This window comes from Brevundimonas sp., from assembly GCF_035626535.1.
Taxonomy (GTDB): Bacteria; Pseudomonadota; Alphaproteobacteria; order Caulobacterales; family Caulobacteraceae; genus Brevundimonas.
The window spans coordinates 1-12,157 of sequence record NZ_DASPNO010000014.1 but is presented as its reverse complement, the minus strand read 5'-3'; the positions used below and the strand labels follow the sequence as shown (position 1 = coordinate 12,157).

The following is a 12,157-nucleotide window of genomic DNA, read 5'->3' as shown; positions in this document are numbered from 1 at the left end:
TCCCGCGCCCTCCCCACCCGACCTGCCGCGCCTCGCGCGGCGGGGCGAGACCGCATGACTTCGTCATCCCCGGACAACGAGCCCGAGAGGACGAGGCCGATCCGCGACGAAGCGGCGAAGAGTCGTGCCCGCTCTCTCCCCGCCGGTTGTCCCCTCGCCTCCCCCGGCCTAGGAACAATCCTCCCGACCCGACCCTGCGGAAGCCTTCGCCGACATGCCCGACCACACCGACAAGCAGACCTTCTCCGACGAGGACGCGCTGGAGTTCCACCGCAGTCCCCAGCCGGGCAAGATCTCCATGGCCCCGATCAAGCCGATGGCGACCCAGCGGGACCTGTCGCTGGCCTATTCGCCGGGCGTGGCCGTGCCGGTGCTGGCCATCGCCGACGACGTCGACAAGGCCTACGACTACACTTCCAAGGGCAATCTGGTCGCCGTCATCTCCAACGGCACGGCCATCCTCGGCCTCGGCAACCTCGGCCATATGGCGTCCAAGCCGGTGATGGAGGGCAAGGCCGTCCTGTTCAAACGCTTCGCCGACGTCGACAGCTTCGACGTCGAGGTGAAGACCACCGACCCGGACGAGTTCGTCACCGTGGTCAAGAACATCGGCGACACCTGGGGCGGCATCAATCTGGAGGACATCAAGTCCCCCGAATGCTTCGAGATCGAGGCCCAGCTGCAGGACCTGCTCGACATCCCGGTCTTCCACGACGACCAGCACGGCACCGCCATCATCTCGACCGCCGGCCTGATCAACGCCGCCCATATCGCCGGCAAGAGGCTGGAGGACCTCAGGGTCGTCCTCACCGGCGCCGGCGCCGCCGGCCTGTCCTCGATCGGTCTGATGAAGGCCGCGGGCGTGCGGGCCGAGAACACGGTAATCATCGACCGCGAGGGCGTCGTCTACAAGGGCCGCCCAAACGTCGACCAGTGGAAGGCGGCCCACGCCACCGACACCCCCCTGCGCACGCTCGAGCAGGCCATGGTCGGCGCCGACGTGGTCATCGGCCTGTCCGCCAAGGGCGCGATCACCAAGGAAATGGTCGCCTCAATGGCGCCCAATCCGATCATCTTCGCCATGGCCAACCCGGACCCCGAGATCACGCCGGAGGACGTGCAGTCGGTGCGCTCGGACGCCATCATCGCCACCGGCCGGTCGGACTATCCGAACCAGGTCAACAACGTCCTCGGCTTCCCCTACATCTTCCGCGGCGCGCTCGACGTCCGCGCCCGCCGCGTCAATCACGAGATGAAGGTGGCCTGCGCCCAGGCCCTCGCCGCCCTCGCCCGCGAGGACGTGCCGGACGAGGTCGCCGCCACCTACCGCGGCCGCAAGCTGAAGTTCGGCCGCGACTACATCATCCCGACGCCGTTCGACCCTCGCCTGATCTGGTACATCCCGCCGTTCGTGGCCCAGGCCGCCATGGACACCGGCGTGGCCCGCAAGCCGATCGAGGACATGGACGCCTACCGGACCCAGCTGCGCTCGCGGCTCGATCCGTCGGCGGCCCTGGTGCAGAACATCTCGGGCGCCGTGCGCGCCGCGCCGAACAAGCGGGTCGTCTTCGCCGAGGGCGAGGAGACCGCCGTCATCCGCGCCGCCTGGGGCTTCAAACAGGCCGAGCTCGGCACGCCGATCCTGCTGGGCCGCGAGGAGCTGATCCGCAAGAACGCCGCCGAGGCCGGGCTGAATTTCGACGAGATGGGCATCGAGATCGTCAACGCCCGCGTCTCCGAACACAACGTCGAATACACCGACTGGCTCTACGCCCGCCTCCAGCGTCGCGGCTATCTTCGCCGCGACGTGCAGCGGATGATCAACCAGGACCGCAACTATTTCGGCGCCGCCATGTGCGCCCGCGGCCAGGCCGACTGCATGGTCACCGGCGTGACCCGCAACTTCAACATGGTGCTCAAGGAGGTCCGCCGCGTCCTCGACGTCCGCGAACGGATGATCGGCCTGTCCATCCTTCTGGCGAAAGGGCGCACCCTCTTCGTCGCCGACACCTCGATCCACGAGCTGCCGGGCGCCGAGGATCTCGCCGACATCGCCGTCCAGGCCGCCGCCACCGTGCGCCGGCTGGGCCGCAACCCGCGCGTCGCCTTCCTCAGCTATTCGACCTTCGGCAATCCGCCCGGGGATCGCGGCGAGATGATCCGCGAGGCCATCCGCCTGCTCGACCAGCGCGGCGTCGACTTCGAATACGAGGGCGAGATGCCCGCCGAACTGGCCCTCGATCCCGAGGCCCGCACCGCCTACCCGTTCATGCGGCTCTCCAAGGACGCCAACGTTCTCGTCATGCCCGGCATCCACTCGGCCGCCATCTCGACCCGGCTGGTCCAGGCGCTCGGCGGCGCGACCGTCATCGGGCCGCTGCTGGTCGGCCTCGAACGCTCGGTCCAGATCGTCTCGCTCGGCGCCTCGGTCAGCGAGATCATCACCGCCGCCACCTTCGCCGCCTACGAGGAAGGGGCGATGGGCGAGGAAGGCTGAACCGTCAGGAGGGCTGGGCCTCCGTGGCAGCCTCCGCCTCCCGCGCCTTCTGCGCCGCCACCACCGCCGGCTGCCTTTTGGCAACGTAGAAGGCGAGCAGGATCGCGAATATCCCGATGACGGTCGAATAGAGGAAGAAGGTGAAGTACCCCGCGCCGAGCCCCGCGGGGGTCACCCCGCTTTTGGCCCCTGCCTCGACGAGCGAGCCCTCGGGCAGGCGGTTGAACAGCCCCTTGAAGGCGGCAGGAAGTCCACCCGCATCGGCCCAGCGCGCCGAACCTTCGATGATCTTGCCGGACTGGGTGGCGATGATCTTTCCGGGCAAGGCGTAGAGCGAACTGAACAGAGCGTACTGCGTCGCGGTGAAACCGATGGAGGTCAGGCTCGACATGTAGGCGATGAGCGCCGTGCCCGCGATTCCGGTCGCCACATTGTCCACCCCGATGGCGACGAACAGCGCGCCGAGGTCATGGCCCTGCGTGGCCAGCCAAGCGAAGATCAGGTTCGACACCGGGCTCATGAAGGCCCCGACCACCATGGTTCGGATCAACCCCAGCCGCACGACCATCCAGCCGCCGAGGAAGACGCCGACGGATGTCGCCACCACCCCGAACACCTTACGCACCTCAGCGATCTCGATCTTGGAGAAGCCGAGGTCCTGATAGAACGGGTTCATGATGTTGAGGACGAAATCGGCCAACCGGTAGAGGCAGATCAGCGCCAGGATCGGCACCGCCAGCTTCCCGAAGCGGATCAGGAAATCCATCAGCGGTTCACCGAACGAGCCGGCGAGATAGGCTCCGGGCCGGGTCCGCAGCCCCGGCAGGGGCCAGCAGGCCGCGGCCAGCAGCGCGAAACCGCCGATCACGTAGGCGAATTGAAGCAGGACGCCCGAGGCTTCGCTATTCTCCAGACCAGCCGTGATCGCGGCCCGGGTCGGCTCATCCAGCACGCCGCCGAACGCCCACAGCAGGGCATCCGGCTTGTCGGTCAATCCGGTGCCGATGATCAAGGCGGCGATAACAATCAACCCAAGGCGGACGATCCACTCCACGATCTCTAGGGTCGGGCGCGAGGGAATGTCCCCGACCGGGATAGGCCGGACGATGTGCTTCTGCTCGCGAGGGGCCAGTAGGACGCCGAGCACGCCGAAGCCCATCAGGGCGGCCATTACGGCGTAGGAGAAGTTCCAGTTGTAAAGTTGGGCGAGGATCAACGGCACGGCACCGGCCACGATCTGCGCGACCCGCCAGCCCAGCTGATAGGCCGCGGCCATCGCGCCCTGCCGGCTATCGTCGGCCGCCTCGATCCGCCAAGCGTCGATCGCGATGTCTTGGGTCGCGCCGAAGAACCCGACAATAACGGCGAATACGGCGACCATGCCGAGCGCCGACTGCGGATTGGATCCTGAGATCAGCCACAGCCCGAGGATCAGCATCCCCTGCGTCGCCAGCATCCACGAGCGGCGGTGCCCGAGCCATTTGGTCAGGACCGGAATATTGGTCCGGTCCAGCAGGGGGGCCCAGACGAACTTCAGGGCGTAGGTCAGGGTCGCAAGGCCGAAGAATGCGATCACCTCCAGCGAAACGCTGGCGTCCCTCAGCCAGGCCGAAAGGGTGTCGAAGATCAGCAGGTTCGGCAGGCCGGAGGCGAAGCCCAGCAGCAGCATGACGAACACGCGCCGCTCGCCATAGACCGCGAGACCGCCAAGGCCGCGCACGGGTTTGTCGGTCGTGGTGCTGTCGGTCATTGACGCCCTCGTTCGGCGCCCCCGCGCGCCCTATGCGACGGCGACCTTGGCGCGGTCCGCGCTTTTCGTCCAGCGGGCCAGTGCGGCGCGGAGGGCTTCCAGCTCGAGCGGCTTGACCAGATGGTCGTCCATGCCCGCTTCGAGGCAGGCGCGGCGATCCTCGGCGAAGGCGTTGGCGGTCAGCGCCACGATCGGGGTCTCGTCGCCGCGGGCGCGTATGGCGCGGGCGGCGCTGGGGCCGTCCATGCCGGGCATGCGCATGTCCATGAAGACGAGATCGTAGCGGGCCCGTTTCAGCGCATCGAGCGCCTCGTGGCCGCTGGCGGCGGTCTCGACCGCGCAGCCCTCGCGGCGCAGCAGGGTCGCGGCCAGCAAGGCGCCGACCGGATTGTCCTCGACCAGCAGCACCCGGATGCCCGAGAACCGGGTCAGGGCGACGCGGTCGTCCTCGGGCGGCGGCGGCGGCGGTCCCGGCTGCATGGTCTGCTGCGCGCCCGAAGCGGCCAGCACCCGCTCGGCCAGCGAGCCGCGCCGTAGCGGCTTGATCAGATAGCCCTGGAAGCCCGCCGAGCGGTAGCGCGCGATCAGGTCCCGCTCGGACGGCTTCAGGAGCACGATGGCGCGGGCGTCGAGAGGGCGGGGCACGAGGCTCAGTCCGGCCGCCCGCGACGCATGGTCGATCAGCACCACCGGCGCCTTGACGGCGACCGTGCCGCCCGACGCCTCGATCTGGGCGATGGCGGCGGCGCGGATGAAGGGGTCGGGGCTGACCACGGCGACCGTCTGGCCGGCCAGCGACAGGGCCCGCTCCGGCGCGCCCTTGACCGCCGGGAACACGGCCTCGAAGCGGAAGCGGGCGCCGGGGCCGTCCGGCCGGTCGGCGACGCTGACGGTTCCGCCCATGGCGTGGGCCAGCTTGCGGACCACCGCCAGACCGAGCCCGGCGCCGCCGAAGCGGCTGGCGTCGGAAGCGTCGACGTGGCCGAATTCCTCGAAGATGCGGCCGCGCGCCTCGACCGGCACGCCCGGGCCGGTGTCGTCGACGATGAAGGCCAGCTTCGGCCGCTTCTGCGATCCGCCCGAGCGCTCGACGGTGATGCGAACGCCTCCGTTCTCGGTGAATTTCACTGCATTGCCGGCGAGGTTGAACAGCACCTGCCGCAGCCGCCCCTCGTCGGCCATGACGTCGACGGCGTCAGGCGCCACCGACCAGGCGATCTCCAGCCCCTTGTCGTGCGCCTTGGGGCTGAGCAGCTCGGCCACGCCGCGCACCAGCGTCTCGATGTCGACCGAGGCGGCGTCGAATTCCAGCCGGTCGGCTTCCAGCCGGGCGTAGTCGAGCAGGTCGTTGACCAGACCCAGCAGGTGCTCGGCGGAGGACCGCGCGGCCTCGGCGTAGGCGCGCTGGGCGCCGTCCAGCCGGGTTCGCTGCAACAGGCCGAGCATGCCGATGACGCCGTTGAGCGGCGTCCGCATCTCGTGGCTCATCAGCCGCAGAAACTGCTGCTCGGCCGCTTCCGGCGGCGGCTGCCCGATCTTCGCCTGGGTATCCACTCGCCGTCGCGCCATGTCGCCTCCCCGGGGGGACACATTGGGGATCAATCCCTAAGGGCGGTTCAATCAGGTCGGTTAAGCAAAAGTCTATCGCGGAGGGTTTCGTCCGGTCGTCCGGCCTTCAGCTGACCGACATAGATGTCGATGCGGCCGTCGCCGTCGAAGTCCGCCAGGGCGATGGCGATGTTCGTCCCTTGGACCCCGTTGGCCAGCACGGCGGCGGACACGTCGGTGAACACGCCGGCTCCGTCGTAGGTCCAGACCGTCAGAGGTCCATCCTCGCCACGCACCAGATCGAGATCCCCGTCGCCGTCCAGATCGGCGAAGCGGGCGGTCAGGGTCGTGGCGGTCTCGGCGGGAATGCGCCGGGCGGTCTCGTTCGTGAAACGGCCGGAGCCGTCGTTGATCAGCAGATGGTCCTGAGGCGCCCGCCCCTGCCAGCCGACGTGGCTGAAATAGAGGTCGAGATCGCCGTCTCCTGCGACGTCGCCCGGCGTCACCTTGCGCGCCTCGACACTGCCGGGGTCCGGCAGGCGGTCGGAGGCGTCGGTGAAGCGGCCGCTTCCGTCATTCAGCCACAGGGCGTGGCCGCCTTCCTGTCCCAGCACGACATCGAGGTCCCGGTCCCTGTCGAGATCGGCAATCTAGACGTCCTGGGTCACCCCGTCCTCGGGCGGCAGGCGCGCGGCGGTGTCGTCCGTGAATGCGCCCCGGCCGTCGTTGACCAGCAGCCGGTCCTGCCCGGCCCCGGCGACCAACAGGTCGAGGTCTCCGTCGCCGTCGAGGTCGGCATGAGCGACGGCGTCCGCCTCCATGTCGGGGAGACCGGGGCGCACGCGCTCGAACCGGCCGTCGCCGAGACCGCGGAGATATTCGTGAACCTGGGTGCGCCCGAACTTCACGTCGTCCTCAGCGACCATGACCGCGTCCAGCACGCCGTCGCCGTCGAAGTCGCCGATCGACACATCCTCGCTGTCGTGGCCGGCGCCGGGAAACTGCAGCTGCGGCGGTCCGCCCGCCAGCTCTTCCGCCGTCAGCGCCGGCACCCTAGCCGAGGCGTCGACGAACCGCCCGTCCCCTCCGTTCAGCAGCAGCTTGTTGAGGCGGAACTCCTGAGGGATGATGACGTCGAGATCGCCATCCCCGTCGAGATCCGCGACCCCCACGTCCATGCTATTGCGCAGGACCGTCTCCGGCAGGTGGGTGGCGGTCACGTCCTCGAAGCGGAAGGCGGGATCGGCGTGCGTCGGCAGGGCGGCGAGGCCGGTGGCGGCGGCGAGGGTCAGCGAGGCGATTCGTGATGTCATGGCGAGGTCCTCCCGTCGCGACGCTAACGCCCTGCCCCGGGGATGAGGCGTGACAAATCCGTAAGGCGGTCGCGGGTCACCACGCCGGCATCGACGGCTCGCTCCGGGCCGCCTGACGCTCGAAGTCGGCGTGGGCGCCGATGGTGGAGCGGCGGTGCACCAGAGCCTCGGCGATGTGCCGCCGCAGCACCCCGTCGCAGCCGTCGAGATCGGCGATGGTGCGGGCCAGCCGCAGCGTTCGTGTCCAGCCCCTTGCGGTCAGGCCGCCCGCCTCGCCGGCTCGCATCAGCAGAGCCCGGCCGGCTTCGTCGGGCATGGCGAAGCGGTCGAGCGTCTCGCCCGAGGCGCGGGCGTTGGTCGCCTGGTCGTGGGCGGTTTCCGGGTCGATGCCGGCGGCGCGCAGCCGGTCCTCCTGCATGGCGCGGGCGGCGAGGACGCGGGCGGCGGCTTCGGCCGTGCCCTCGGCGGGCGGCGGCAGGGCCATGTCCGCTGCGGTGACCGGGGGAGTCTCGACGGTCAGGTCGATGCGGTCGAACATCGGGCCGGAGATGCGGTTCTGATAGTCGCGCTGGCAACGCGGGGCCTTGCCGCAGGCCCCCTTGCCACCGCCGCCCAGGCCGCAGCGGCATGGGTTCATCGCCGCCACCAGCTGGAAGCGGGCGGGATAGCGAACGTGGGCGTTGGCCCGGGCCACCACGATCTCCCCCGTCTCGAGCGGCTGACGCAGGGAGTCGAGGGCCTGGGCCGAGTACTCGGGCAGTTCATCCAGGAAGAGCACGCCGTTGTGCGCCAGCGAGGCCTCGCCAGGTCTGGCGCGCAGCCCGCCGCCGGTCAGCGCCGCCATCGAGGCCGAGTGGTGCGGACTGCGGAACGGCCGGTCGCGGGTCAGGGCTCCGCGCTCGATCAGCCCGGCCACCGACCAGACCATGGAGGTCTCCAGCAGTTCCTTCGGCGTCAGCGGCGGCAGCAGGCCCGGCAACCGCGCCGCCATCATCGACTTGCCCGAGCCCGGCGGGCCGACGAAGAGCAGGTTGTGGCCGCCCGCCGCGGCGATCTCCAGCGCCCGCTTGGCGCTCTCCTGGCCCTTGACCTCGCGCAGATCCGGGACGCGCTCGCCGGAGCGCATCGCCCCGGGCTCGGGCCGGCGCAGCACCTGCACGCCCTTGAAGTGGTTGACCAGACCGATCAGCGAGCGCGGCGCCAGCACAGCCACATCGCCGGCCCAGGCCGCCTCCGGCCCGTTGGCCTCGGGACAGATCAGGCCCAGCCCCATCGAGTCGGCGGCCACCGCCGCGGGCAGGGTCCCGCCCACAGGCGCGATCTGCCCGTCGAGGCCGAGCTCTCCGACGGCCGCCCAACCCTCCAGGGCGTCCGGCGGGATGACACCCATGGAGGCCAGCAGGGCCAGGGCGATCGGCAGGTCGAAATGGCTGCCCTCCTTGGGCAGGTCGGCGGGGGCCAGATTGACGATAACCCGCCGCGACGGCAGGGCGAGGCCGATGCCGCCGAACGCGCCCCGGACCCGCTCCCGACTTTCGGCCACGGCCTTGTCGGCGAGACCGACGAGGGTGAAGGACCCCTCCTGCGCCGAAAGCTGCGACACCTGCACGTCGACGCGGCGGGCATCCACACCCTCAAAAGCCACCGTGACGACGTTGGCCAGCATGGCCGTCCTCCTGCCCGGAAGAGAACGAACCACGAACAGACAACCTTTACAAGAGCAGCGTTATCCGCCTCGCTTCTTTTCGATCACATCCCACATCAGCGCCGCCGCATCGACGCCGGTGAACCGCTTCAGCTGCTGCGCCCCGGTCGGCGAGGTGACGTTGATCTCGGTCAGCCAGTCGCCGATCACGTCGATGCCGACGAAGATCAGGCCCCGCTCCCGCAGCGTAGGCCCGATAGCGGCGCAGATCTCGAGGTCGCGAGTGGTCAGCTCGACCGGCGCGGCCACGCCCCCGACCCGCAGGTTGGACCGAACGGCGCCGGCGGCCGGAATGCGATTGATGGCGCCGACCGGTTCGCCGTCGATCAGGATGATGCGCTTGTCGCCCCTCGAGACGGCCGGAACGAATTTCTGGATGACCAGCGGATCGCGCGACCCCATGGCGTGGATCTCGACCAGGGCGCCCAGATTGGGATCGTCCGCCTTCAGCCGCACCACGCCTGAACCCGCCGCTCCGTGTAGGGGCTTGAGCACCACGTCGCCGTGGCGAGCGTGAAACTCATCCAGCGCCACCGGGTCCGAACTGATCAGGGTCGGCGGCTGTAGACCCGGAAATCGGGTGGCCAGCAGCTTCTCGGGGGCCGAGCGCACTTCGGCGGGATCGTTCACCACCAGCGTCCCGGGGTGCACGGTTTCGAGCAGGTAGGTGGCGGTGACATAGGCCATGTCGAACGGCGGGTCCTGACGCATCAGGATGACGTCGACGTCCTCGCCGAGGTCCAGCTTGACCCAGTCGCCGGCGGTGTAGTGGTCGCCGGCGGTCTGGCGCAGCGTCACCGGACGGGCCCGGCAGAACAGCCGCCCATCCTCCAGCGCCAGAGTCCGGAAGTCATAGACCCAGACGGGGTAGCCCCGGTTCTGGGCCTCCATGGCCTGCAGAAAGGTGGTGTCGGACTCGATGTTGACCGCCTCGATGGGGTCCATCTGGATCGCGACTCTCAGCATGCCCTGTCCTTCCGAGCGGGTGGAGCTTGGCTAATGGGCAGCCGGGAGGGGCGGCGCAAGGTCAGTTCAGCTGGAGCCTGACCCGGTCGACCGACATCCGGCGATGCGCCTCGGTCGGGTCGTCGAGCGAGCGGGCCCGCGAAAGGGCCTCCAGCGCCCCCGCCAGCGCCCCCTGCTTCTCCCGCGCCGAGGCGACGTCCAGCCACGGACGATGATCTTCCGGATCGAGCAGGGCGCGGCGCAGGGCCGAGCGTTCGGCGCCCTCGAAGTCCTGGGCGCGCAGGGCGCGGCTGAACAGCACGTTCTGCAGGCGCAGCAGGGCCTGGCGGTCGCTGACCGGCGCCATCAGCACGTCCAGCCGGTCGGCAACGTGCGGAGTCAGACCGGCCCGCAACGCCCGCCGGGTCAGCTCGGACGGCAGCACCAGCCGGCCCTGACTGAACGGATCCAGCGCCACCGGTCCCTCGGGGGTTTCGACGCGGAGCAGGAAGTGGCCGGGGAAGTCGACGCCCTGCGCCCGCACACCGCTGCGCCGCGCCGCGTCGATGTAGAAGATGGCCAGGGTCGCCGACAGGCCGCGGCGCCGCTCGGCCACGTCGATGACGTCGGTATTGCCCGGGTGGTCGTAGTTCAGCAGGTCGCCGTTGAGCCGCATATCCGAGGCCATGGTCTCGGCCAAGGCGTCATCCGGTCCTTCGCTGCCGATCCGTTCGGCCAGCCGTTCGGCCGCGTTGTGCGCCAGGGTGCGCACGGGTTCGGGATCGCGGAAAGGATAGTCATGGATGGCGCAGGCGATGGCCGCTTCCAGCAGCGGGAAGGCCCCGTCATCGGCCTGCCCGGCCTCCGTCAGAACGGACTCGGCTTCCTCGCGCGTCACGCCCGCCCCCTCCCGAACGGCTCCACGCCCCGACGATGGCGCGGAAGCCGGCCCGGAGCCAGCGCCACCATATCGATTCTGAGCAGATGTCCGGCCAAGCTGGGTCTTTGACGCAACACCGCGCGGCCCGCGGCCAACAGCCGATCATACTGTTTTCCGGACAATGCCGCGAGGGCGAGATCCAGGGTGGCGCGCCGCTTGACCTCGACCACCGCCAGGGTCCGGCCGCGCCGGGCGAGGATGTCGATCTCGCCGGCCCGGGTCTTCAGCCGGAATCCGAGCAGCTGATAGCCGCGGCTCATCAGCAGCAGCGCCGCCAGCCATTCCGACCGGTGGCCCTCACGATGCGCCAGCGCCCCGAGCGTCACCCGCCAGCCGCGCTTCGCCGGCATGACCCTCGGCGCCTTGAGGCGGACCGGGGGCCGGGCGCCGCTCACCGGCCCTGCAACTCCAGCGCCCGTCGGTAGAGGGGCTTGCGGGGCAGGTTCAGCGCCTTCGACACCTCCGCCGCCGCCTCGCCCGGCGGCAGACGGGTCAGGGCCTCCGACAGGGCGGCGTCGGCGTCGGCCTCCGAGGCGATCTCGATCTCGCCCGGCCCGACGACGATGACGATCTCGCCCTTCGGCGCCTGGCAGCGCGGATCGGCGGCGAGTTCGGCCAGCGAGCCGCGGACGCATTCCTCGTACAGCTTGGTCAGCTCGCGGGCGACGGCGGCGGGGCGAGGTCCGAGCACGGCGGCCATGTCGGCGAGGCTGTCGGCGAGGCGCGGGCCGCTCTCGAAGAAAACCAGCGTCTGACGGCCGGGGCGCAACTCCTCGAGCGCCGTGCGCCGGGCGCCTGATTTCGGCGGCAGGAAGCCGGCGAACAGCACCCGGTCGGCCGGCTGGCCGGCGATGCACAGCGCCGCCAGCAGGCTGGACGGGCCCGGGACCGGATGCACCGGCAGGCCCTCGGCGATCGCCGCCCGCGCCACCACGAAGCCCGGATCGCTGACCAGCGGCGTGCCCGCGTCGGAGACCAAAGCCACCACCGCACCCTCGCGCAGTCGTTCGACGGCCAGTTCCGCCGCCTTCGCAGAGGCGTGGTCGTCGCACCGCTCCAGCCTGGCCCTGAGCCCATAGGCCGACAGCAGTTTCGCGGTCACCCGCGTGTCCTCGGCCAGCACGAGATCGGCTGCGGCCAGCACGTCCAACGCCCTCAGCGTCATGTCCCGCAGATTCCCGATCGGCGTCGCCACGAGATAAAGGCCCGGCGCGACAGGGCGCGGCGGCGGGGCGGACGGGGGAAAGAACGACGGATCAGGCATCGGCGGGACCGTGACAGCCGGGGCGGTCCGGCTCAAGGGTGGCGACAACGTACGGGGGAGAGAGCGGGCACGACTCTTCGCCGCTTCGTCGCGGATCGGCCTCGTCCTCTCGGGCTCGTTGTCCGGGGATGACGAAGTCATGCGGTCTCGCCCCGCCGCGCGAGGCGCGGCAGGTCGGGTGGGGAGGGCGCGGGA

Annotated in this window: 10 protein-coding genes; 1 reads left to right on the top strand and 9 read right to left on the bottom strand. The window is 70.1% G+C overall.

What is annotated here, in order from left to right:
• Positions 1-214: 214 nt before the first annotated feature.
• Positions 215-2,497 carry an NADP-dependent malic enzyme gene (locus VEC04_RS01410; RefSeq protein ID WP_324773092.1) on the top strand — a complete coding sequence of 761 codons (2,283 nt, stop codon included), beginning with the start codon at positions 215-217 and terminating at the stop codon, positions 2,495-2,497.
• Between the two features lie 4 nt (positions 2,498-2,501).
• Here the strand turns inward: VEC04_RS01410 and VEC04_RS01405 are convergent, their stop codons facing one another.
• From VEC04_RS01405 to rsmI, 9 genes are all read right to left on the bottom strand, one after another.
• On the bottom strand, positions 2,502-4,247 hold the full coding sequence (locus tag VEC04_RS01405; RefSeq protein WP_324773090.1) for an AmpG family muropeptide MFS transporter: 1,746 nt from the start codon (positions 4,245-4,247) through the stop codon (positions 2,502-2,504).
• A 30-nt stretch (positions 4,248-4,277) separates the two neighbouring features.
• A complete protein-coding gene (locus VEC04_RS01400; protein ID WP_324773088.1) occupies positions 4,278-5,816 on the bottom strand; it encodes a response regulator in 1,539 nt (512 codons plus the stop codon).
• Between the two features lie 47 nt (positions 5,817-5,863).
• Entirely contained in the window at positions 5,864-6,445 is a 582-nt protein-coding gene (locus VEC04_RS01395; protein ID WP_324773096.1) for a VCBS repeat-containing protein, read from the bottom strand.
• Positions 6,446-7,108, bottom strand: coding sequence for an FG-GAP-like repeat-containing protein (locus VEC04_RS01390; RefSeq protein ID WP_324773086.1), 663 nt, complete (start codon positions 7,106-7,108; stop codon positions 6,446-6,448).
• 76 nt (positions 7,109-7,184) lie between these two features.
• Entirely contained in the window at positions 7,185-8,774 is a 1,590-nt protein-coding gene (locus VEC04_RS01385) for a YifB family Mg chelatase-like AAA ATPase (protein WP_324773084.1), read from the bottom strand.
• A 60-nt stretch (positions 8,775-8,834) separates the two neighbouring features.
• The gene (gshB, locus tag VEC04_RS01380) at positions 8,835-9,779 is read right to left on the bottom strand and encodes a glutathione synthase (RefSeq protein WP_324773083.1); all 945 of its coding nucleotides are present in this window, start codon (positions 9,777-9,779) and stop codon (positions 8,835-8,837) included.
• 61 nt (positions 9,780-9,840) lie between these two features.
• Entirely contained in the window at positions 9,841-10,656 is an 816-nt protein-coding gene (locus tag VEC04_RS01375; RefSeq protein WP_324773081.1) for a SirB1 family protein, read from the bottom strand.
• On the bottom strand, positions 10,653-11,093 hold the full coding sequence (locus tag VEC04_RS01370; protein ID WP_414642630.1) for a YraN family protein: 441 nt from the start codon (positions 11,091-11,093) through the stop codon (positions 10,653-10,655). Before VEC04_RS01370 ends, VEC04_RS01375 begins: the two co-directional genes overlap by 4 nt.
• Positions 11,090-11,962 (bottom strand): 16S rRNA (cytidine(1402)-2'-O)-methyltransferase, encoded by an 873-nt coding sequence (rsmI, locus tag VEC04_RS01365; protein WP_324773079.1) that lies wholly within the window; start codon positions 11,960-11,962, stop codon positions 11,090-11,092. The genes VEC04_RS01370 and rsmI overlap by 4 nt, the downstream gene beginning before the upstream one ends.
• Between the last annotated feature and the right edge of the window lie 195 nt (positions 11,963-12,157).